19 protein-coding genes and 1 pseudogene are annotated in these 22224 nt (G+C 52.6%); 13 read left to right on the forward strand and 7 right to left on the reverse strand.

The window, feature by feature from the left end; all coding sequences use genetic code 11:
- Positions 1–32 precede the first annotated feature (32 nt).
- From znuA to lpxM, 3 genes are all read left to right on the forward strand, one after another.
- Positions 33–980 (forward strand): zinc ABC transporter substrate-binding protein ZnuA, encoded by a 948-nt coding sequence (znuA, locus tag LC417_RS01720; RefSeq protein ID WP_223565380.1) that lies wholly within the window; start codon positions 33–35, stop codon positions 978–980.
- 13 nt (positions 981–993) lie between these two features.
- Positions 994–2325, forward strand: coding sequence for a murein DD-endopeptidase MepM (gene mepM / locus LC417_RS01725; RefSeq protein ID WP_223565381.1), 1332 nt, complete (start codon positions 994–996; stop codon positions 2323–2325).
- Between the two features lie 125 nt (positions 2326–2450).
- The gene (gene lpxM, locus LC417_RS01730; RefSeq protein WP_033771998.1) at positions 2451–3425 is read left to right on the forward strand and encodes a lauroyl-Kdo(2)-lipid IV(A) myristoyltransferase; all 975 of its coding nucleotides are present in this window, start codon (positions 2451–2453) and stop codon (positions 3423–3425) included.
- A gap of 120 nt (positions 3426–3545) precedes the next feature.
- Here lpxM and LC417_RS01735 read toward each other — a convergent pair whose 3' ends face one another.
- The 3 genes from LC417_RS01735 to LC417_RS01745 form a co-directional block, all read right to left on the reverse strand.
- Complete coding sequence (locus tag LC417_RS01735; RefSeq protein ID WP_022625519.1) at positions 3546–4778, reverse strand: MFS transporter; 1233 nt, start codon at positions 4776–4778, stop codon at positions 3546–3548.
- 84 nt (positions 4779–4862) lie between these two features.
- The gene (gene pyk, locus LC417_RS01740) at positions 4863–6305 is read right to left on the reverse strand and encodes a pyruvate kinase (RefSeq protein ID WP_010258665.1); all 1443 of its coding nucleotides are present in this window, start codon (positions 6303–6305) and stop codon (positions 4863–4865) included.
- A gap of 107 nt (positions 6306–6412) precedes the next feature.
- Positions 6413–7291 carry a MurR/RpiR family transcriptional regulator gene (locus LC417_RS01745; RefSeq protein WP_010258668.1) on the reverse strand — a complete coding sequence of 293 codons (879 nt, stop codon included), beginning with the start codon at positions 7289–7291 and terminating at the stop codon, positions 6413–6415.
- A 364-nt stretch (positions 7292–7655) separates the two neighbouring features.
- On the opposite strand from LC417_RS01745, the gene zwf reads away from it, so the two are divergent.
- Together zwf and LC417_RS01755 are read left to right on the forward strand one after the other, a co-directional pair.
- Positions 7656–9131, forward strand: coding sequence for a glucose-6-phosphate dehydrogenase (gene zwf, locus LC417_RS01750; RefSeq protein ID WP_010258671.1), 1476 nt, complete (start codon positions 7656–7658; stop codon positions 9129–9131).
- A gap of 214 nt (positions 9132–9345) precedes the next feature.
- Positions 9346–9984: a bifunctional 4-hydroxy-2-oxoglutarate aldolase/2-dehydro-3-deoxy-phosphogluconate aldolase gene (locus LC417_RS01755; protein ID WP_033769234.1), complete on the forward strand. Its 639-nt coding sequence runs from the start codon at positions 9346–9348 to the stop codon at positions 9982–9984.
- A 34-nt stretch (positions 9985–10018) separates the two neighbouring features.
- Here LC417_RS01755 and purT read toward each other — a convergent pair whose 3' ends face one another.
- A complete protein-coding gene (gene purT / locus LC417_RS01760; RefSeq protein ID WP_223565382.1) occupies positions 10019–11197 on the reverse strand; it encodes a formate-dependent phosphoribosylglycinamide formyltransferase in 1179 nt (392 codons plus the stop codon).
- Positions 11198–11363: 166 nt separating this feature from the next.
- Between purT and LC417_RS01765 the strand changes: the two genes are divergently transcribed.
- The gene (locus tag LC417_RS01765) at positions 11364–12020 is read left to right on the forward strand and encodes a tellurite resistance TerB family protein (RefSeq protein WP_010258682.1); all 657 of its coding nucleotides are present in this window, start codon (positions 11364–11366) and stop codon (positions 12018–12020) included.
- A 126-nt stretch (positions 12021–12146) separates the two neighbouring features.
- Entirely contained in the window at positions 12147–14210 is a 2064-nt protein-coding gene (locus tag LC417_RS01770) for a prolyl oligopeptidase family serine peptidase (RefSeq protein ID WP_061703865.1), read from the forward strand.
- Here LC417_RS01770 and exoX read toward each other — a convergent pair.
- Together exoX and LC417_RS01780 are read right to left on the reverse strand one after the other, a co-directional pair.
- Positions 14204–14875, reverse strand: coding sequence for an exodeoxyribonuclease X (gene exoX, locus LC417_RS01775; protein ID WP_022625523.1), 672 nt, complete (start codon positions 14873–14875; stop codon positions 14204–14206). The genes LC417_RS01770 and exoX overlap by 7 nt on opposite strands.
- On the reverse strand, positions 14872–15105 hold the full coding sequence (locus LC417_RS01780; protein WP_010258692.1) for a DNA polymerase III subunit theta: 234 nt from the start codon (positions 15103–15105) through the stop codon (positions 14872–14874). Before LC417_RS01780 ends, exoX begins: the two co-directional genes overlap by 4 nt.
- A gap of 151 nt (positions 15106–15256) precedes the next feature.
- Between LC417_RS01780 and copC the strand changes: the two genes are divergently transcribed.
- The 6 genes and pseudogenes from copC to LC417_RS01810 all read left to right on the forward strand — a co-directional run.
- Positions 15257–15634 carry a copper homeostasis periplasmic binding protein CopC gene (copC, locus tag LC417_RS01785; RefSeq protein ID WP_010258695.1) on the forward strand — a complete coding sequence of 126 codons (378 nt, stop codon included), beginning with the start codon at positions 15257–15259 and terminating at the stop codon, positions 15632–15634.
- Between the two features lie 5 nt (positions 15635–15639).
- Positions 15640–16515 carry a copper homeostasis membrane protein CopD gene (gene copD, locus LC417_RS01790; protein WP_158131630.1) on the forward strand — a complete coding sequence of 292 codons (876 nt, stop codon included), beginning with the start codon at positions 15640–15642 and terminating at the stop codon, positions 16513–16515.
- 28 nt (positions 16516–16543) lie between these two features.
- On the forward strand, positions 16544–16891 hold the full coding sequence (locus LC417_RS01795) for a YebY family protein (protein ID WP_010258700.1): 348 nt from the start codon (positions 16544–16546) through the stop codon (positions 16889–16891).
- 480 nt (positions 16892–17371) lie between these two features.
- Positions 17372–18118, forward strand: a complete 747-nt coding sequence (locus LC417_RS01800) for a hypothetical protein (protein WP_223565383.1) — start codon at positions 17372–17374, stop codon at positions 18116–18118.
- 21 nt (positions 18119–18139) lie between these two features.
- A complete protein-coding gene (locus tag LC417_RS01805) occupies positions 18140–18589 on the forward strand; it encodes a hypothetical protein (protein WP_031377482.1) in 450 nt (149 codons plus the stop codon).
- Positions 18590–18675: 86 nt separating this feature from the next.
- A pseudogene (locus LC417_RS01810) lies at positions 18676–19448 on the forward strand (phage portal protein); the annotation flags it as partial.
- Positions 19449–19476: 28 nt separating this feature from the next.
- On the opposite strand, the gene LC417_RS01815 reads toward LC417_RS01810, so the two are convergent.
- A complete protein-coding gene (locus tag LC417_RS01815; RefSeq protein ID WP_223565384.1) occupies positions 19477–21735 on the reverse strand; it encodes a hypothetical protein in 2259 nt (752 codons plus the stop codon).
- Between the last annotated feature and the right edge of the window lie 489 nt (positions 21736–22224).

The raw sequence follows: 22224 nt of genomic DNA on the forward strand, positions 1-22224 counted from the left end.
TCCACCTCATGGTCACGATGGAATGACGCAATATGTTACATAATAAAAAGGGCGCAATTTTCGCCTTAACTGCTTTCTCCGTTACAGCTTCGTTAACCCTTCCAGCTCAGGCGAATGTCGTGGCTTCACTCAAACCGGTAGGGTTTATCGCTGCGGCCATTGCCGATGGTGTCACACCGGTTGATGTTCTGCTACCGGACGGTGCCTCTGAACACGACTATTCCCTGCGGCCCTCAGATGCAAAACGCTTAAAAAACGCGGACTTAGTTGTATGGGTCGGGCCTGAAATGGAAGCCTTTATGGCGAAGTCTGCGGCTGAACTTCCGGCCCAAAAAAACCTCTCGATGGTGAACATCGACGGGGTAAAACCGTTATTGATTAGCGGTGGTGAAGATGAAGATGAACACACAGCGGAAAAATCCGAAGAACAGGAGGCCGATGCCCATCACCATCATCACGGCGAGTTTAATATGCACCTGTGGTTGTCGCCAGAGATTGCGCGCAAGACCGCGGTTGCAATCCATGGAAAATTATTGGAACTTATGCCGCAAGATAAAGCCAAACTTGACGCCAACCTCCAGCAGTTTGAGGTAGCTTTGGCGGACACGGACAAACGCGTTAGCGCACAACTCGCTCCGGTCAGAAATAAAGGATATTTCGTTTTTCACGACGCTTACACGTACTTTGAAAAACAATACGGTCTCTCGCCCACCGGGCACTTTACCGTCAATCCTGAAATTCAACCGGGCGCTCAGCGTTTACATCAGATACGAACACAGTTGGTTGAGCAAAAGGCGGTCTGCGTCTTTGCTGAGCCACAATTCAGGCCAGCAGTCATCGATGCTGTCGCCCGCGGAACGCAGGTGCGTAAAGGCACGCTCGATCCCCTGGGAACAGACATCAGCTTAGCCAAAGACAGCTATGTGAAATTCCTCTCACAACTGTCGAGCCAGTATGAAAGCTGCCTGAATGGAGCATGAGGAATAGGTAAAAGTGCAGCAGATAGCCCGCTCTGTCGCCCTCGCATTTAATAATTTGCCGCGCCCCCACCGCGTAATGCTGGGTTCTTTAACTGTAGTCACTCTGGCCGTCGCTGTCTGGCGGCCTTACGTTTATCATCCTTCGGATGATGTGACGCCCATCGTCAAAAACATCGAACTGGATAAGAACACGTTCCGCACGCTGTTGCCGGAAGCCAGTGAGCCTATCGATCAGAGCACACCGGAACCGGAAGAAGAATTGCCTGCGGACGATGTGGACACTGACGTGCCCGAAACGGCCGGTGTTCACGACTACACCGTTTCATCCGGCGATACCCTGAGCAGTGCCCTGAATCAGTATGGCATCGACATCAGTGACATTAATGCGCTGGTGATGAGCGACCGCGATCTGCGTAATCTGCAGGTTGGTCAGCAGCTGAGCTGGACGCTGGATGATGATGGCGGCCTGAAAACCCTGAGCTGGGAAATTTCCCGCCGTGAAACCCGCACCTATGAGCGCACCCCTAAAGGTGGCTTTAAGATGGATGCGGAGATGCAGAAGGGCGAATGGCGCAACAGCGTGATGCAGGGCGAAGTGCGCGGCAGTTTTGCCGCCAGCGCCCAGCGTGCCGGGCTGAGCACTGCCGAAGCCAGCGCCGTGATCAAAGCGCTGCAGTGGCAGATGGATTTCCGTAAGCTGCGTGCGGGTGACCAGTTCAGCGTACTGATGTCCCGCGAAATGCTGGATGGCAAGAGTGCGCAAAGTCAGTTGCTGGGTGTGCGCCTGCGTAGCGGGGGTAAAGACTATTACGCTTTCCGCGCTGAAGATGGCAAGTTCTACGATCGCAGCGGCTCCGGTCTGGCGCGCGGCTTTATGCGCTTCCCGACCGTTAAGCAGTATCGTGTCTCCTCTAACTTTAATCCGCGTCGTCTCAACCCGGTTACCGGCCGCATTGCGCCTCATAAAGGCGTCGACTTTGCGCTGCCGATCGGTACGCCGGTGCTGGCAGTGGGTGATGGTGAAATAGTCGTGGCGAAGAACGGCGGTGCCGCGGGTAACTATGTCGCCATTCGTCATGGCCGTCAGTATATGACGCGCTATATGCACATGAAGAAAGTGCTGGTGAAGCCAGGTCAGAAAGTGAAGCGTGGCGACCGTATTGGACTGTCAGGCAACACCGGACGTTCCACCGGGCCGCATCTGCATTTTGAAATCTGGATCAATAATCAGGCGGTCAACCCATTAACGGCGAAACTGCCGCGCATGGAAGGCCTGACCGGTAAAGATCGCAGCGATTACCTGGCACAGGTTAAATCCTGGCTGCCTCAGCTGGGTCTGAAGTAAGCGAATTTCGTCAAATCGCGCAAAAACCGACGGGTTTCCCGTCGGTTTTTTGCTATATGGCGCAGGATGATTGCAAATTTTCAGGTCGTCACTATCATTAGCCGGTCATTGCTTGAGGCGAGTGCATGGAAACCCGTAAAAAAAATAACACTGAATTTATTCCCGTTTTTGAACGTTCTTTTCTCAAACCTAAATACTGGGGCAGCTGGCTGGCGATTGGTGGTCTGGCCGCGATGGCGATGCTACCGCCGAAAGTGCGCGATCCGCTGCTGGGTCGGTTAGGCAAATTCGCCGGTAAGCTGGCAAAGGGCGCACGGCGCCGTGCGCTGATTAACCTCTATTACTGTCTGCCGGAACTCAGCGAGGCGCAGCGTGCGACGCTGGTCGATGAGATGTTTGCGACGGCACCGCAGGCGATGGCAATGATGACCGAGCTGGTGCTGCGCGATCCGGCACGTATCCGTGAACGTGTAGAGTGGCATGGTCGTGAAATTATCGACCAGATGAAAGCGGAGCAGCAGAATGTGATTTTCCTGGTGCCGCACGGCTGGGCGGTGGATATCCCCGCCATGCTGCTGGCGTCAGAAGGTCAAAAGATGGCGGCGATGTTTCATAACCAGAGCGATCCGCTGATGGACTATGCGTGGAACACCGCACGCCGCGGTTATGGCGGACGACTCCATGCCCGCAACGACGGAATCAAACCCTTTATCAGCTCAATCCGCCAGGGCTACTGGGGCTACTACCTGCCCGATCAGGATCATGGTCCGGAGCAGAGTGAGTTCGTCGATTTCTTTGCCACCTATAAAGCGACGCTGCCGGCGGTAGGGCGACTGATGAAAGTGTGCCGCGCGCGCGTGGTGCCGCTGTTCCCGGTTTATAACAGCAAATCGCATAAGCTTGAGATTTATGTGCGTCCGCCGATGGACGATCTGCTGGAAGCGGACGATCATCAGCTGGCTCGTCAGATGAATGAAGAAGTGGAAGTGTTTGTCCGCCCGCATCCCGAGCAGTATACCTGGATCCTCAAGCTGCTGAAGACCCGTAAAGAGGGTGACATCGAGCCCTATTCGCGCAAAGATCTCTATCCACGTAAATAGCAAAAAGGCCGCGAAAGCGGCCTTTTCTGATCACTTAATCGCTGGCTACAGGCGTATGCTCCCGTCGCTTTGAGCTTCTGAGCTGCCTGCTCAGGGCAAACCTGTGGCTGCGCTGCCTGTTTATAATGCCTCCAGCCTGCTGCGACGTTTACGCTCGCGCATAAACAGGATCACCAGGCCAAACCAGAGCACGCCGCTGATAAAGTTGACCAGGCAGAACCACAGCGTGCCGCCGCTGAAGTAGCCACTTTTCGCCAGCTCAATTCCCACCGCCAGCGTCATAATACTGATCATTCCCAGCATCGCTGCCACGCTGCCTTTGCCTTCGTTGCTGGCGTAGAGCGTCAGGCGATACAGTCCGGCATTGACCATGCCCGCGCCAAAGGCGTAGAGACTCAGGCCAGCGGTTATCAGCAGATAACCGTGGCTGTTCATCAGGCTCGCCACCAGCGCCAGGCTCAGACCAATCAGAATCGGCCAGGCGGCGAACTTCACCGGCTGTTCAATCGGCACGCGTCCCGCCAGCTTACTCAGCGTCAGGTTACCGGCGATCATCGCCAGAAATACCGGCAGCTGCAGCAGGGCGTACTGCATGCGTGACAGACCTTCGTCGTGCATCAGGATCACCGGCGAAAGTGCAACCCAGGTGAGGATCGGGATAAACACCAGCCCGATAGCGAAGGAACCAAACATCACCAGCCGGTCTTTCATCAGCCGGCCATAGTTGCGTGCCAGATTGGGCAGGGCGATGGAATGACTGCGGTCACCAGCGGTTTCGGGCATCACACGCCACAGCACCACAAAGGCGACCAGGCTGCAGGCAGCAAACAGCCAGAACATGCTGCGCCAGCTGCCAATGGTGAGCCAGGCTGCACCGGCAAGCGGACCCGCCAGCGGAGCCAGCAGCGCCACGTTGGCCATCAGCGCCATCATGCGCACCGCCAGCGCCTCATCAAAGGCTTCCTGAATTGCGGCATAGCCGACCGCGCCGATAAAGCAGAGGCTGATGCCCTGAATAAAGCGCAGGCTGACAAATTCCTCAATCGAGCTGACCCAGTGCATCAGCATGCAGGCGACGGCAAAAAACAGGATGCCGAAGAGCATCACCGGTCGCCGGCCAAACTTATCAGAGAGAGGACCCAGCAGCCATTGCAGCACCACGCCGCCAATCAGGTAGGCGGTCAGTGAGGTGGAGACCCATTCAGGGCCGACGGAAAATTCACTGGTGACGATCAGCATGCCAGGCTGGATCATGTCATGAGCAATATAGGTGGCAAACTCGAACAGCACTAACGCCAGAGGAAAGAGTAAAATTCGGCCGGTAAGCTGGCTGATGGGGTGGAAACGGGCCATCTGGCCTCCTTGTCAGAAAAGAAAACGCGACTGGCAGGCAGTCGCGTCGTTTATTCTACACCGACAATGTAAACCCGGGCTCAATTAATCCACGCGTAGCACACGTGTAGTATTGGTGGTGCCGGTGGCACCCATCACATCGCCCTGCGTCACAATGACCAGATCGCCAGAGACCAGGAAGCCTTTGTCGCGCAGCAGGTTAACCGCATCGTGTGCAGCAGCCACACCGTCGTTATTGCTGTCGAAGAACACCGGCGTTACGCCGCGATAGAGCGCGGTGAGATTCAGCGTGCGTTCATGGCGTGACATGGCAAAAATCGGCAGGCCTGAGGTGATACGTGAGGTCATCAGCGGGGTACGGCCCGACTCGGTCATGGTGATGATCGCGGTAACGCCCTGCAGGTGGTTCGCGGCGTACATGGATGACATAGCAATCGCTTCTTCGACATTGTCGAACTGCACGTCCAGACGATGCTTGGAGACGTTGACGCTCGGGATCTTCTCCGCGCCCAGGCAGACCTTCGCCATCGCTGAGACAGTTTCAGCCGGATACTGGCCCGCTGCGGTTTCCGCAGAGAGCATCACAGCATCGGTGCCATCCAGCACGGCGTTCGCCACGTCCATCACTTCTGCGCGGGTCGGCATCGGGTTAGTGATCATCGACTCCATCATCTGCGTCGCGGTAATGATGGTGCGGTTAAGCTGGCGGGCACGACGAATCAATGCTTTCTGAATGCCGACCAGTTCCGGATCGCCAATCTCAACGCCCAGATCGCCACGCGCTACCATCACCACATCAGAGGCCAGAATGATGTCATCCATCGCTTCCTGGCTGGCGACCGCTTCGGCACGTTCCACTTTTGCGACCAGTTTGGCGTCACAACCCGCTTCGCGCGCCAGACGACGTGCCAGATTCATATCTTCACCACAGCGTGGGAAAGAGACGGCCAGATAGTCGACGCGGATTTTGGCGGCAGTGATGATATCCGCTTTATCTTTTTCGGTCAGCGCTTCAGCTGAGAGTCCGCCGCCCAGTTTGTTAATGCCTTTGTTGTTCGACAGCGGGCCACCCACGGTGACTTCGGTGAACACCTTCATATCCTGAACTTCCAGCACTTTCAGCTGCACGCGGCCATCATCCAGCAGCAGGATATCGCCCGGCACCACATCTGCCGGTAGGCCTTTGTAGTCGATACCGACGCGCTCTTTATCGCCTTCGCCTTTACCCAGATTGGCATCCAGCAGGAAACGGTCGCCGATATTCAGGAAAACTTTGCCTTCTTTGAAGGTTGAAACACGAATTTTTGGACCCTGGAGGTCACCGAGGATGGCCACGTGGCGACCCAGTTTTGCGGCAATCTCGCGCACTTTATCGGCACGTAGCTGGTGATCTTCTGGCGTGCCGTGAGAGAAGTTGAGTCGTACAACGTTCGCGCCGGCAGCGATGATTTTTTCTAAATTATTATCACGATCGGTGGCCGGGCCGAGGGTTGTAACGATTTTGGTTCTTCTGAGACGTCTTGACATCGAGGACTCCGTAAACATTTAAGCGTGCCCTGGTCTGTGGACACAGCATGGTTATCTATTCTATATGATCGACGGGTTGTGATACGACTCACATTGTAAATGTGATGTTAATTTTTTTGCTGATCATCCTTTTCCCGAATGGTGTGCTTTTCGTAACGCGACGCTTTCAACGCCTCTTTCACGCGTTTCAGGTTTTCCCGGAAGGGCGCACCCCGTTCCAGGGTGAAACCGGTCGCCAACACATCGATCACGGTCAACTGCGCCAGGCGCGATACCATCGGCAAATAGATATCCGTATCTTCCGGTACATCAAGCACTAAAGCTATCGCTGCTTCATGGGCAAGGGGAGAATCGGCAGAGGTGATGGCTATAACGGTGGAACCGTTTACACGGGCCAGGCGAGCCAGTTCTACCATATTTTTTGTGCGTCCAGTATGCGAAATGAGAACAAAAACGTCACCGGCTCGACTATTTATGCAACTCATGCGCTGGATCACAATATCGTCTGACCAGATGACCGGCAGATTAAAGCGCAGAAATTTGGTAAAGGCGTCATGTGCTACCACAGCGGAAGCCCCCAGCCCGAAAAAGGCGAGTTTATCAGCCTGAGTAAGCAGGGTGACGGCCTGCTGCAGTTGGGCGCTATCCAGTTGATCCCGCACCCGCTGCAGCCCTGCCAGCGCCGAGTCAAAGATTTTGTGGCTGTAGTTCTCCACACTGTCATCGTCCTCCACGCCCCGGCTGACCCAGTTGCTGCTTTTCACCAGGCTCTGCGCCAGTTGCAGCTTAAAGTCGGGAAAGCCGCGCGCGCCCAGTCGATGACAGAAGCGATTTACCGTGGGTTCGCTGACGCACGCTTCGCGCGCCAGGGTCGCAATGCTGGAGTGCATCGCCGCCTGAGGCGCAGCCAGAATCTGCCGGGCGACTTTCTGTTCCGCATTGCTGAGCGCGGCAAACTGCGCCTCAATTTTTTCCAGCATATTCATAAGCCGATGACCATAATCACTTTTACCAATTTCAATTATCCCTGTCGTCAGAGTCGATTAACAGAGACTATATCGTGTCAGCACCTGCCAGGCGCAACGGCGGACAAGTCGATTGCCCTTTTTTTTGGGATACTTTGACCGGTGCCTGATTTTCCTGACACCAACAGACACAGAAAAAACCGGCAATCCGCACGTGTCATCACACGCGCTTAGCACATCCGGTACAGAGTTAATGCGGTTGACCCGGCGAGTCGGTTTACCTGGCGCGGGGAAAAAAGTACATTGTGCTCAAAGAAAATAATAACCTGGACCCGGTGGCAGAGGATGCATCACCACCGGACTATCCTGCAACGAGGAGAGGAAAATGGCGGTAACACAAACAGCCCAGGCATGCGATCTGGTGATTTTCGGTGCCAAAGGCGATCTTGCACGCCGTAAACTGTTGCCTTCACTGTACCAGTTAGAGAAAGCGGGGCAGATCCACGAGGAAACCCGCATTATTGGTGTCGGCCGTGCCGAGTGGGATAAAGCGGAATACACCAAAGTGGTACGTGAAGCGCTGGAAACCTTCATGAAGGAGAAGATTGACGAAGCGCTGTGGGACAAACTCAGCAATCGTCTCGACTTCTGCAACCTCGATGTCAACGACACCACGCACTTCCCGAAGCTGGGCAAGATGCTGGACCAGAAAAATCGCACCACCATCAACTACTTCGCCATGCCACCCAGCACCTTTGGCGCCATCTGCCAGGGTCTGGGCACCGCGAAGCTGAATGCTAAACCGGCGCGCGTAGTGATGGAGAAGCCGCTGGGCACCTCACTGGAAACCTCGCAGGAGATCAACGACAGCGTTGGTGAGTACTTTGATGAGAGCCAGGTGTTCCGTATTGACCACTATCTCGGCAAAGAGACCGTGCTTAACCTGCTGGCGCTGCGCTTTGCTAACTCTATCTTCGTGAATAACTGGGATAACCGCACCATCGACCACGTCCAGATTACCGTGGCCGAAGAAGTGGGTATCGAAGGCCGCTGGGGTTACTTCGATAAAGCGGGCCAGATGCGCGACATGATCCAGAACCACCTGCTGCAGATTCTGACCATGATCGCCATGTCGCCGCCGTCCGATCTCAGCGCCGACAGCATCCGTGACGAAAAAGTTAAAGTGCTGCGCTCGCTGCGCCGCATCGATCAGACCAACGTGCGTGAGAAAACCGTTCGCGGCCAGTACACCGCCGGCTTTGTGCAGGGCAAAAAAGTGCCTGGCTACCTGGAAGAAGAGGGTGCCAATAAGTCGAGCGCCACAGAGACCTTCGTGGCAATACGTGTCGATATCGACAACTGGCGCTGGGCGGGCGTGCCGTTCTACCTGCGCACCGGTAAGCGTTTGCCGACCAAGTGTTCAGAAGTCGTGGTCTACTTCAAAAACCCGGAAATGAACCTGTTTAAAGACTCCTACTCAGAGCTGCCGCAGAACAAGCTGACGATTCGTCTGCAGCCGGACGAAGGGGTTGATATCGAGATCCTGAACAAAGTGCCAGGCCTTGATCACAAGCACAAACTGCAGACCACCAAGCTGGATCTGAGCTACTCCGAGACCTTTAACCAGTCGCACCTTGCCGATGCTTACGAGCGTCTGCTGCTGGAGAGCATGCGTGGTATCCAGGCGCTGTTTGTGCGCCGCGATGAAGTGGAAGCCGCGTGGACCTATGTCGATTCCATTATCGACGCCTGGGCTGCGGATGGCGACTCTTCCAAGCCGTATCAGGCGGGCACCTGGGGCCCGGTGGCCTCAGTGGCGATGATTACCCGCGATGGCCGTTCGTGGAACGAGTTCGAATAACGGAAGTGATGATGAAGCCCGCAACGCGGGCTTTTTTTTCGCCCTTAAACCGGGCCAGTCAACACGAATAAAATTGAACTGCCGTTTCAAAATGGTCGCAGGATGATAGACGCTCAGGAAGTTGATCATGTATGGTAGTGACGCAATTTACAGGGCAGGAGCCGATGCTCCATGACCGGGTCGCAATCCCGGTGTTATCAAGCAAGGGGAACTGATGAAAAACTGGAAAACGAGTGCAGAACAGATTCTGACCACCGGACCTGTGGTGCCGGTCATCGTTGTGAACAAACTGGAACACGCCGTGCCGATGGCAAAAGCGCTGGTGGCAGGCGGTGTCAGAGTGCTGGAAGTGACGCTGCGCACGCCAGTGGCGATGGATGCCTTACGTGCGATGATTAAAGAAGTGCCGGATGCGATCGTCGGTGCGGGAACGGTGATTAATCCGCAGCAGTTACAGGAAGTGACCGATGCCGGTGCGCAGTTTGTGATCAGTCCTGGCGTCACCGAGTCGCTGCTGAAAGCGGCGGTTGAGGGGTCGGTACCGTTGATTCCCGGCATCAGCACCGTTTCTGAGTTAATGACCGGTATGGACTACGGTCTGCGCGAGTTCAAGTTTTTCCCGGCAGAAGCGAACGGCGGCGTTAAAGCGCTGCAGGCGATTGGCGGACCCTTCCCGCAGGTGCGATTCTGCCCGACCGGCGGCATCTCTCCGGCGAACTACCGTGACTATCTGGCGCTGAAAAGCGTGCTGTGCATCGGCGGCTCCTGGCTGGTGCCCAACGACGCGCTGGAAGCGGGTGACTGGGATCGCATCACCCGCCTGGCACGCGAAGCTGTTGAAGGCGCGAAGTAAGTTATGGCGGTGAGCGTCTGCTCACCGCACACGTTTACCCCTGAAGCGTGACCGCTGCTGCGCTGGCAACGGCACGCGCAATCGCCTGATCGGTGCTGTCACCGCTAGCGAGCGCCACGCCCAGACGACGCTGACCGCTGATTTCCGGCTTGCCGAACAGGCGCAGTTGCAGACCGGCACCCAGCGCCGCTTCGACATTCACAAACTGCACATTCTGGCTGGTGAGTTGCGGCAGGATAACGGCGGACGCTGACGGACCATACTGGCGAATCGCGCCAATCGGCAGACCGAGAAACGCCCGCACGTGCAGCGCAAACTCTGACAGATCCTGCGAAATCAGCGTCACCATGCCGGTGTCGTGTGGACGCGGCGAAACTTCGCTGAATATCACCTCATCACCGCAGACAAACAGCTCAACGCCAAACAAACCATAGCCTCCCAGCGCCTTAACCACCTGCGCGGCAACCTCCTGCGCCCGCTGCAGCGCCACATCACTCATCTGCTGCGGCTGCCAGGATTCACGGTAATCGCCATCCTCCTGACGGTGACCAATCGGCGCACAGAAATGAATGCCATCGACTGCACTGATGGTCAGCAGGGTGATCTCGAAATCGAAGTCGACAACGCCTTCGACAATGACGCGTCCGGCACCCGCGCGGCCACCCTGTTGCGCATAGTCCCAGGCGTTATCGAGCTGGCTGGCATCGCGGATAAAGCTCTGACCTTTGCCGGATGAACTCATTACCGGCTTCACAATGCAGGGAAAGCCGATTTCGGTAGCCGCTTCATCAAAGCGCGCCTTGCTATCGGCAAAGCGATAGCGGGAGGTCGGCAGAGAGAGCTCTTCAGCCGCCAGCCGACGAATGCCTTCGCGGTTCATGGTCAGCCGCGCGGCACGGGCAGTCGGCACCACGCGCTGGCCTTGCTGCTCCAGTTCAACCAGGGTCTCCGTGGCGATGGCTTCGATTTCCGGTACGACAAAATCAGGCTTCTCTTCAGCAATCAGCGCAGCCAGCGCCGCGCCATCCAGCATGTTAATCACATGGCTGCGATGGGCGACGTGCATCGCCGGGGCATCGGCGTAACGATCAACCGCGATCACTTCCACACCCAGACGCTGACACTCCAGCGCCACCTCTTTACCCAGTTCACCTGAACCCAATAGCATCACACGCGTTGCTGCCGGACGCAGCGCTGTTCCGAGAGTCGTCATTTCTTCACCTAAGCAGTCAAAATTCGCGCGCAAGTATAAACGAAAACGTTTGCGTTCTCATCTTTCGTCCATCTGGCACGACCTTTTGCCTTACTTTTCCCGCTCTGACGTTTCCTGACATCCTTTTCGTCAGGATAGCGGACTGACATCTTAAAAGGAGTGGATGATGAATAACTGGTTGCAACAAATTCAGTCGGTACTGACGAAGAAGGGCGGTGAGGGCAAATCGGGTGGCGGCTTAAGCGACATGCTGGCGCCGGGTGCGCTGGGCGGCCTGGCCGGTATGCTGATTGCCAGTAAATCGTCGCGCAAACTGCTGACTAAATATGGCGGCAAGGCGCTGATTATCGGTGGCGGTGCGGCTGCGGGCGCGGTGTTATGGAACAAATACAAGCAGCGGGTCAGCGAAGCGCACCAGAATGAACCTGACTTTGGCGTGGCGCAGACGCCGGTTAACCTGCGGGCCGAGCGTCTGGTGACGGCGTTGGTGTTTGCCGCCAAAAGCGACGGGCACATTGACGATCAGGAACGGGCAGCGATTGAGCAGAATATTCATCAGTCCGGTTACGGTCAGGAAGCGGAACAGCTGATCCAGAAAGCGATGAACCGCCCGCTGGATCCGCAGTGGCTGGCCGCCGATGTGAAAAACGAGGAGGAGGCGCTGGAGCTCTACTTCCTGAGCTGTGCCGCCATCGACGTTGATCACTTCATGGAGCGCAGCTATCTCTCCGCGCTGGGCGACGCGCTGAAAATCCCCCAGGATGTTCGCGACGGCATCCAGCAGGATCTTGAGGCTGAGAAAGCCCGTTTACCCGCTAGTTAATCCCTCTGATATTCCGCTGGCGGGACACAGGATGTGATCCGCCAGCGGCTGCTTCTCAACCTATACCTGGCTTCCCGCTGCTGAAGTGTTACGCTTACAGATCATTACGTTCACGGAGACGGATGGATGAAAGCACCCATCGCAAAAAAAATACCCCACGAGATGACGCTGCACGGCGAGACGCGCGTTGACGACTACTACTGGCTGCGCGACGACAAGCGCGAAAACAGCGAGGTCCTTGATTACCTGCGTGCCGAAAACAACTACGGCAAAAAAATCATGTCGTCACAGCAGCCACTGCAGGACCGGGTATTAAAAGAGATTATCGATCGGCTGCCGCCTGAAGATCACTCAGTGCCCTATGTGAAAAATGGCTACCGTTATCAGAGCCGCTACCAGAGCGGTAACGAATATCCGGCCTATTACCGCCAGCCCGCTGCGAGCGATGAGTCTGGCGAGTGGAGCCTGCTGCTGGATGCCAACCAGCGCGCCTCGCACAGCGATTTCTACACCATGGGCGCGCTGCATATCAGTCCGGATAACCTTGTCATGGCGCTGGCTGAAGATTTCCTGTCTCGCCGGCAATATGGCATCCGCTTCCGTAACCTGGAGAGTGGCAGCTGGTACCCTGAAGTGCTGAGTAACGCCTCTTCCAGCTTCGCGTGGGGTAATGACTCGCGCACCCTTTACTATGTGCGAAAACACCCGCAGACGCTGCTTTCTTATCAGGTGTGGCGACACGAGCTGGGTACGCCGCAGTTCGACGACCAGCTGGTCTATGAAGAGCAGGATGACACTTATCATCTCAGCGTACATAAGACCACCTCCAAGCAGTTCATCATGATTGCCCTCTACAGCACCAACACCAGCGAAATTCAGCTGATTGATGCGAACTTCCCCGACGCGCAGCCGCATGTGTTTTTGCCACGCCGCCGCGATCATGAGTACAGCATCGACCACTACGATCATCAGTTCTTCATTCGATCCAACCGGGAAGGCGAGAACTTCGGGCTGTACCGCAGCCGCTATCTGGACGAATCACGCTGGGAAACCCTGATCCCGGCACGGGAACAGGTGGTGATGGAAGATTTTCAGCTGTTTCGGGACTGGCTGGTGGTTGAGGAGCGCCAGCGCGGCTTGACCAGCCTGCGGCAGATCAACTGGGCCAGCGGTGAAACCAGCGGCATCGCCTTCGACGACCCGACCTATGTGACCTGGCTGGCCTACAATCCGACGCCGCGCACCAGCAAACTGCGCTACGGCTATTCATCGATGACCACGCCGACCACGCTGTTTGAACTGGATATGGATACCGGTGAACGCCGCATCCTGAAGCAGAGCGCGGTGAAAGGCTTTAACGCGGAAGATTACAAAAGCGAACACCACTGGATCAAAGTCAGCGATGGCACCGAAGTGCCGGTATCGCTGGTCTATCACCGCAAACATTATCAGCCCGGTCAGAATCCGATGCTGGTGTATGGCTACGGTGCCTACGGCAGTAGTATGGATGCCGATTTCAGCGTCAGCCGCCTGAGCCTGCTGGATCGCGGCTTTGTCTATGCGCTGATACAGGTGCGCGGCGGCGGTGAGCTGGGGCAGCAATGGTATGACGGCGGTCGCCTGCTGAACAAAATGAACAGCTTCACCGATTTTATCGATGTCACTAACGCGCTGGTGGCGCGTGGCATCGGACACCCGGAACGACTCTATGCCATGGGCGGTAGCGCGGGTGGCTTGCTCATGGGCGGAGTAATTAACCTGGCACCGCAGCGGTTCCACGGCGTGGTTGCCCAGGTGCCGTTTGTGGATGTGGTGACCACGATGCTGGATGAGTCGATTCCGCTGACCACTGGCGAGTATGACGAGTGGGGCAACCCCAACGATCCGGAGTACTATCGCTATATCCGCCAGTACAGCCCTTATGACAACATTGAGGCGAAAGCCTATCCTCATCTACTGGTCACCACCGGCCTGCATGATTCGCAGGTGCAGTACTGGGAACCAGCCAAGTGGGTGGCGAAGCTGAGAACGATGAAAACCGACAATAACCTGCTGCTGCTCTGCACCGACATGGATGCGGGTCACGGCGGCAAGTCGGGGCGCTACAAAGCCTATGAAGGGATCGCGATGGAATACACCTTCCTGTTGGGGCTGGCGCAGGGCACCTTACCGCCAGCCCAGGATTACTGAGATTCGGTCAGGTACTTACGCAGCGCCTGCCGCAATGGCGGGCGCAGATCGCTGACGTTATCCAGCATCCACTTCAGGTAGCCCGGATCCTTGCGCGCAACCACCGCAATCGCCTGGCCGCGGTATTTGCCAAACGGCAGAACGTCATCGCGCTGGGCCGCCGGTTGTGACCGCACAATCATCTCGGAGGCACTCCAGCCGGAGGTCTCCATAATTCGAATCAGCAGTGCTGCCGTAACATAGCAGTCATAGAGCGCGCGGTGGGCATGCAGGTCGGCGGGCGGCGTGACATCCAGTTTCAGCGAATGACGCAGTGCCTGGTTGCCATATTTAATGCCCGGCCAGAGCTGACGCGCCAGCTGCATGGTGCAGATCCACTCTCCGTACATCTCCGGCAGCATCCGGCGATCAAAACTGGCGTTGTGCGCCACGTAAAAAGCACTGCCGTGATAGCGTGGGATCGCCTCTTCAATGGTTGGCTTACCGGCGACCATCGCTTCGGTGATGCGATGCACGGCCATCGCCTGACGGCTGATAGGGCGATCGGGCAGGGTGAGATCGCTCATCGGATTCACAATCTGACCGTTGACCACATCCACGGACGCCACTTCGACTACGCCACCCTGCAGACCGCAGGTTTCGGTATCAATAACGCGAAATATCATTGCTTCATCTTCGGTTCATAAGGAAGGCGCGACAGGCTGAGCGACGCCTGGCGGTAGTGCATCAGACGCTGACGAAACCAGTCACGCAGCGCTTCGGGCTGCTCCTGCGCCACCATTTCGGCGACGATCGGCATGTTATAGCGCTCTTTAAACGCCACACCCGCTGCCGCCAAATCGACATTAATCTTGTCTTTCTCTTCCTGGGACAGCAGGGCAAGGTTATGGCTCATAATATTCTCCTGACGATAGCGGGCAAAAGTAATGTTTTCGGCGGTCTGAATCAAGGATAAAGGATCGCATCGCTGGCCTCGACAGTGCAAATACAGCAGCGTATCCTTTTGCCACGTTTATCGCCCTGGCGGCGGTTAAAAGGATGATCTTATGCATAAAAAACTGATTTCCCGCATGGTTATTGCGCTGGCGACAGCCGGACTGATGACATTCAGCTCGCTGGCGGCAGCGCATGCGCATCTCCAGTCTTCTATCCCGGCTGCTAAAGCGCAGGTAACGACATCCACCGATGCGCTGACGCTGAACTTCAGTGAAGATATTGAAGCGGCATTCAGCGGCGTCACGCTGCTGGATAGTGAACAGAAGCCTGTCGCCACTGCTAAAGCCCGCGTTGAATCTGGCCAGAAAAACCGGCTGATTGTGGGCCTGTCTCAGCCGCTGCAAGCGGGCAGCTATCAGGTTAACTGGCATGTGCTGTCGGTGGATGGACATAAAACCGCAGGAAGCTATCGCTTTAGCGTGAAGTAACTCCGGTGACCACCCTCTGGATCCTGTTGCGCGCGCTGCATTTTGCCGCCGTGATGCTGCTGACCGGCAGCGCCTGTTACAGTGCGCTGCTGGCACCCAAACGCTATCGACCCCTGCTGGCGCGACGATTAAACCCGCTGGTGAAAGGGAGCGCCTGGCTGGCGCTGCTGAGTGCACTGGCGATGCTGGCCTGCCAGAATGTGTTGATGAGCGGCGACAGCGCCAATCTGGCCGATGTCGATATCTGGCTGGCGGTGATTGGCACGCACTTCGGTGGCGTGTGGCTGTGGGAAATCCTGTTTAGCCTGCTGGCCGTTGCCGGTTTGTTATTGACCGGACGGCTGCGTCATCAGGTGTTACTGCTGGCGGGCGTGCTGCAACTGGCCTGCATGGCTCTGATTGGTCATGCCGCGATGCGCGATGGCTGGCCGGGATTGTTTCAGCAGCTCAATCATGCACTGCATCTGATTGCCGCGGCGTTCTGGACGGGCGGATTACTGCCTCTGTTGCTGTTGATGCGGGAGGCGCGCCAGATCGATCGCCGCACCGACGCTATCCGTACCATGATGCGCTTTTCGCGCTATGGTCATCTGGCGGTGGCGTTAACGCTGCTGAGCGGCCTGATAAACAGCGTGATGATCGCGGGCTGGCCGCTGACGTGGCACGATTCACGCTACATTGTATTGTTGCTGTGTAAAGTGCTGCTGGTTGCCCTGATGGTGCTGGTGGCGCTGATTAACCGATACTGGCTGGTGCCGCGATTCCGCCTGGCTGGCAGCGGGACGCAGCAAAAATTTATTCGCATGACGCAGCTTGAACTGCTGCTGGCGTGCGGAGTGGTTGGGCTGGTCAGCGTATTTGCCACGCTGTCGCCAGCCTGAATGTGGTTTAAGAGAGAAAAGGGTAGTTATGTTGCTGAAGAAAGTGATCCCCGCAATCCTGTTGTTATCCGTATGCGGCCAGGCGCTGGCGGCACAAATCATTACCGTCAGCCGCTTTGAGATCGGTAAAGAGAAGTGGCCGTTTAACCGTGAAGAGGTGATGCTGACCTGTGAGAAAGATGGTGCGATGTTTGCCATCAACCCGAGCACGCTGATGACATACCCCCTGAACGATATCGCCGACACACTGTTCAAAAACAAACAGGTGAAAGCGCAGCCGATCAGCGTGATTCAGGTTGAAGATAAAGCGCATCCGGGCCAGATGATGAGTCTGCAGCCGATTGTTGAGCGCACCCAGGCGCTGTGCGGTAAATAAACCTGTCGGGTGCAGCACCGCGCTGCGCCCAACCCCTCTTTTTTGCCGTTGCGATCACAAACTGATCCGGTTTATGGTCCTGCGCCTCCCGTTTGCTGGCAATTCCACCGCGCTGTTCTAATGTTAAATGGCAAGGCGACATCGCCTTCATAAATGCCAACTTTTAGCGCACGGCTCCTTGAGAGCCATTTCCCTGGACCGAATATAGGAATCGTATTCGGTCTTTTTTTGTCAGATGCCGCCCATCAGTTAATGATTTTCAATCAATAACTTAGTCTTTTCCGTTGTGTTCTTCTGCAAGACGCCATTCCATTATGTCATTGCCATTTTTCCTATTCATATAAGTTACAACCCTGCTTTACTACCTCTCTATGAAAGGGACACCGTGGCGATAATCTGCCAGCTGTTTTACTCATGGTTGAAGCCCTGTCAGGAGCATCAGGTATAGGCTGTACAGCCCGTGCGAGAGAAGTTTGCTGAGTGAACGGCGTTGCAGTACTCGGTAATGACCGCTCTACTATCCTGTGGCACTCTATTAAGTCACATGAAAATGAGGGAACGATAATGAATGCAGGGAATGCAATCACCGAACCTGGCAGATATTACACATTTCAGTCACCATTATCGGGCAACGTATTTTTTGAATTGAGACCACGTGTGCTGCCACGAAACGCACAGCCGGTGCTGGATGAGTCCAGCGGCATGTGCATTGGTTATTCTGTGGCTCAGGCTCCCGGTCTGTGGCAGATATACGATGTGCAGGGGCATTTTGTTCGACTTGAAGAGGCACCTCTCGAAACGCCACTGATTGATCCTACAGACATAGCGCTTCTTGCGTTTGGTGTATTTCGAATTTTCCGCGCTGGCCGCGCATTATTGGAGGCTGGTACAAGAGCTGCTATAAGTGCCAGACTCAGCCAGGCAACAATAATGTTCCTGCGTGCCAGGTTAAAAACGGGTTTATCGGCGTGTAACCTGAAAATGACCGAAACAGCGGCGAGGCACATGTATGAGCCGGGTCGCTATGTTCCGTTACATATTCAGGAAAGAGCTATCCGCTATGGCAGACGCATGGCCGATCCTCGCAACGGAGAGGGTATGTATCGTTATGAAACGGAAATGTATAAATTACACCGTAAGAAAAATATCACTGAGTATAAGAAGTACACTCTTGAGGTTGTGGTAAGGGTATCAGATTGGACGATAACTCATTTTAAGTATTTTTGATTAACCGACAGGAACGTACATATGTTTGATATCAGAGATGAAGAATTCGTTTTTGCGGTGTCGCCTTTTGAACGGGTTGTCGATAACGAAGTCGATCCGGTTAATCATAATTGGGACTGGATTAAGTCCTTTGTTGAGTTTTCTGTCACTGGTGTGAAAATACAGTATCAGACTGAATTTACTATTGGAAAACTTAAACAACTAAAGGAGCAGTTTGCTGCCCACTATCAGGCTGTTATTGGCCAACTAGAAATCGAACCTTTTGAGTTTCGTAGTGACCTAAATCAGCTAAATATGCTGCTCAGGAAGGTAAAGGGTGATGACGTTGTGGTCATTGAGTATGTTCTTCGTCCTGAGGCACATGCGGATAGTGTGCAGGTAAAAGGGGGATTCGCTATCGATGAAAGCTATTTTTCCGACATCCTTTCCAGGCTTGATGAGATGATTGAATGGCCCGGTAAGCAAGGCTGAAGGTTTATTTTTGATTGTGGTTCTGATCAAAAATGAGTGCTGATGAGCCACCGGTCAGCGTTCACTGATTGGCATAAATCCTAGTGGCAGACGTACATCAAAGTTCGGCTATTGATTTGAATCGCAACATTTTGGCTTCAACCTTTATCCTCCATCCCATGCTGAACCAACAGTAATTGAGCAAGTTCGCCGTAGACTATCTGGTGTTCGGTAACGCTTTTTCTGAGCTGTGCCGCAATGGCCTAGACTAGCTGCTGCGCCTTAAAACCACCCCAGCAAAACTCACTCAGCAAGTCGTTAGGACCACGTTTACTGATTTTTGCATGAGTGGAAAAAACAGTACTAGTTCAAAAAGGGCAGCGTGTTTCGCCTGATGCAGCCGGGTATTAATCATGAGCTGTATGGTCTGCCGGAATACCTGAACACGCTTAAGTTGCCTGACTGAATGAGGCGACGACGCTGTTCTGCCGCAAGTATTATCAGAACGGGGGAGCACGCAGGTTACATCCTGTATATGACCGATGCGGCCAGAGCAGCAGTGACGTTGACCGGATGCTGCAGGGCTCTGCGCGACACGAAAGGGCTGGGTAACTTACGCAATCTGTTTATGTAAGCACCGAACGGGAAGCCGGACGGCATTAAAATTCTGCCGCTCAGCGAGGTGGCTACGAAAGACGATTTCTTTAATATAAAGAAGGCTAGCCGCGATGACCTGTCAGGCGGGCACCGCTTACCGCAGCAGATGATGGGGATTATTCCGGATAACATTGGCAGGTTTAGGGATGCGGTGAAAGCGGCGCAGGTATTTGTAAGAAATGAACTTATCCCATTTTTTAATAGCCTTAATTACTTTGCTTGAAGAGGGGGGTACCCCCCTCTATATAGGGTTACATTTGCATTATCAATTTTTTTATTTCATTTCGTAAAACTTCTTTTTTATCCTCGTCAAACTTGCCTTTGGTTTTAGAAATGAGAACTTTCATGAGTTCTTCTTTATGACTTGAATCATTAAATAATTTTATTATTTTTTCAAATTCATCTTTAAACTCCCGGTGTATGAAAAGCAATACGTAACTAATATTGTTGTACTGCTCAATATTAATTTCTGATTGTTCCAAAGATTCTTCATTCACCTTTCGCTTAAGTGATGTTACAAGTTTTATGACCTGCCCTTCACTTGCTCGGTTGTCGCCAATAATTATTGCAAGAGTATCAAGCAGGCTTGCAGAGTTTTCTTTGAAAAAGTATTCATCTGATATAGTTGCAAGAACACCATCTTTTAAAGATTTCGATGAAATTTTCAAACCAATTAATGATAACCTTTCAATTGCGCGCTGAGGAGTATAAACGAGCCACTCTGCATGTTTCTTTTCTTTTCTAATTATTGTTCTAAGTAAATACTGTGATGCATCCAAGGTAATAAGCATTGGCGTACTGAAATAGCCTTTAGAGTCCAAGTGCTCTTTGTTATCGCATAATATACAGGCACAATAAACGTCATTTTCTATAGCCCTGTACGGCCTGAAAGTATGTGACTCCCTTATGAACTTCCTCCTTATTCTTTCTACAAACTCCTCTGAAATAGAATCTTTGTTATCAACGACATCGAAGTTTCCAGAAGTCAATAAACCATACATACAGTTGGCAACTACATCAAATCTGTTTGCCCCTCGTAAATCATCACTATCAAGACCTAGGAAAGCATAAATAAATTCATCAAAACTCAGGTTGCCACCTTGGCTATTGCTCCATTGAATATAGAAATTAAAATAAACATTTTTTGACTCACCGAGCTGCTCAATAAGTTGGCTGGTAACGAACTGGCTTAATTTTTCAGCTTGAGTAAAATGTCTAACAGTTTCTTCAAAGTGTTCATTAGACACTCTTAATCTTTTATTTTTAAGTGAGTTAATGTGCTCGCGCATCAAGTTTATATTTCTTATTGATTTGTCATAAAAGGTTTTATTGCCAAATATGATTGTTATCAAGTAAGGTATCAAAACCGGAGCATCAAGATAAATATAAAAATGCTTATTTTCGATGTATTTCTCAAGCTTGCTATCTGCTAATAAGTTAACACAAAGCTTAGCGGAGCAATGTTCAGATAAATAATCGTTATCTCCAGCCAATTCCATAAGCTTTTTTGCGAGGGCATCAGAATCAGACTCACTTAGACCACATTCGGTGGATATTAACACCTTTAGCCTTTGAATGGTGGATTTGAATATTTGTAGCTTAGGCGGCTCGAAATTACTTTCAGTTATCTGGACGCTTAATGATTCTTCATAAGCAGTAGTTATCAACTCAACTATACCAGAAGCTAAATCTTTGTCGGTGTTCTTAGAGATTTCTTTTTTTATTATGTCAATTAGTTCTTGCTTGCGTGATAGTTCTCTGAGCTTGATGTTCTCTAATTTCAAGTTTTCATCTCGAGATAAACTATATATACCATCAATTAAATCGACCTTACCTGCATGGGCAAGCATCTGCAGCCTGCCTTTCAAACTACCAGTTCTGATATTGACATCTTTTAAATCATGCTCAAGAGCCTGAATACTTTTACCCCCATCGAGAAGGTGAGACATTATATTCGCATCAACAATAACATTTTTTAAATTTGTACTATCCTTGCTTAACAATAAATATTCGTAAAATGCCCTTTGCTGAATATTTATCGGCATCTCGTTATTTATATCTATTTTATGAATTTTCTTTATTAGATGGTTTAACAAATGAGGGTAGTGATCAGTTATATCTTGAGCTATACGCTTTGCGTCATAAAATTCTAGAGTTATGAAATAATCTGTATTAGCGGATTTTTTTATTTTATCTAACTTATTTTCAGATATTGGATGACTCCAAAAGAAATAAAGAACCGGCGGGTAACCATGGTCATCTACAAGTTGAACCACTTTTTTTAAATCTTCATCAATCTTTTTTTCTATATTATTTTCTTGAATTGATATTTGGGCCGCCTGTTTTATCTCCCTTCCTCTTCTTTTTATAACTAAATCCTTTCCGCTATCCCAAGGACCACCAATCAAATAAGCGTTCCCTTTAAAAACCTCCTCTGCATAACTTTTTATTAGATTTTCAAAATCAGATTCTATTGAAATTGTGCTAATAAGCTTAACGTTATTATTCATTTTAATTCCTTAAAAATATGAACTTATTTGATTTTTATCACATGATTTTCAAAGAGTTTGCCTGAGTAAAACTTTTTTATTTTTTGGCCTTTAACTAGATATGTAATCTGGAAATTAATGTATAGCGTGGTTAATGAATCTCAACTCACTTATACATGTTTTTGCACTTGCGCGCAATGCTATCCCCGCCACGCCTGCCCGCTTTATGCATCGCTTTTCATGCATGTGCATGCACCCACTCAAACCGCGCTAGTACTGACCTCATACAAGCTTCGCAATCCAATTTGGATCATGTAGATTCATGCCAGCATATGCACTTTGGTGCAGAAGCAAAAGGCCACCTGAAAGGTGGTTAGTATAGGGTGGTAGGGAAGGCAATTAATCATTCAGCCTGGCGGTATATAGCGGCTTTGAAAACAGATCTGTCGATTTTTCCTGCTATGTCACTGAGCAACGAAAGTATTTTTTTTAATTCATCTTCTTTGCAGT

The organism is Pantoea sp. OVA07A (assembly GCF_019969975.1).
Classification (GTDB): Bacteria; Pseudomonadota; Gammaproteobacteria; order Enterobacterales; family Enterobacteriaceae; genus Pantoea; species Pantoea agglomerans.

Excerpts from the sequence above, each read along its gene's own strand:
- exoX (WP_022625523.1), bottom strand. The coding sequence starts at position 14,875 with ATGATATTTCGCGTTATTGATACCGAAACCTGCGGTCTGCAGGGTGGC.
- purT (WP_223565382.1), bottom strand. The coding sequence starts at position 11,197 with ATGACGACTCTCGGAACAGCGCTGCGTCCGGCAGCAACGCGTGTGATG.
- LC417_RS01795 (WP_010258700.1), top strand. The coding sequence starts at position 16,544 with ATGTTGCTGAAGAAAGTGATCCCCGCAATCCTGTTGTTATCCGTATGC.
- pyk (WP_010258665.1), bottom strand. The coding sequence starts at position 6,305 with ATGTCAAGACGTCTCAGAAGAACCAAAATCGTTACAACCCTCGGCCCG.
- LC417_RS01780 (WP_010258692.1), bottom strand. The coding sequence starts at position 15,105 with ATGAGCCATAACCTTGCCCTGCTGTCCCAGGAAGAGAAAGACAAGATT.
- LC417_RS01815 (WP_223565384.1), bottom strand. The coding sequence starts at position 21,735 with ATGAATAATAACGTTAAGCTTATTAGCACAATTTCAATAGAATCTGAT.
- LC417_RS01765 (WP_010258682.1), top strand. The coding sequence starts at position 11,364 with ATGAATAACTGGTTGCAACAAATTCAGTCGGTACTGACGAAGAAGGGC.
- LC417_RS01770 (WP_061703865.1), top strand. The coding sequence starts at position 12,147 with ATGAAAGCACCCATCGCAAAAAAAATACCCCACGAGATGACGCTGCAC.
- LC417_RS01735 (WP_022625519.1), bottom strand. The coding sequence starts at position 4,778 with ATGGCCCGTTTCCACCCCATCAGCCAGCTTACCGGCCGAATTTTACTC.
- lpxM (WP_033771998.1), top strand. The coding sequence starts at position 2,451 with ATGGAAACCCGTAAAAAAAATAACACTGAATTTATTCCCGTTTTTGAA.
- zwf (WP_010258671.1), top strand. The coding sequence starts at position 7,656 with ATGGCGGTAACACAAACAGCCCAGGCATGCGATCTGGTGATTTTCGGT.
- LC417_RS01755 (WP_033769234.1), top strand. The coding sequence starts at position 9,346 with ATGAAAAACTGGAAAACGAGTGCAGAACAGATTCTGACCACCGGACCT.
- LC417_RS01745 (WP_010258668.1), bottom strand. The coding sequence starts at position 7,291 with ATGAATATGCTGGAAAAAATTGAGGCGCAGTTTGCCGCGCTCAGCAAT.
- znuA (WP_223565380.1), top strand. The coding sequence starts at position 33 with ATGTTACATAATAAAAAGGGCGCAATTTTCGCCTTAACTGCTTTCTCC.
- copC (WP_010258695.1), top strand. The coding sequence starts at position 15,257 with ATGCATAAAAAACTGATTTCCCGCATGGTTATTGCGCTGGCGACAGCC.
- LC417_RS01805 (WP_031377482.1), top strand. The coding sequence starts at position 18,140 with ATGTTTGATATCAGAGATGAAGAATTCGTTTTTGCGGTGTCGCCTTTT.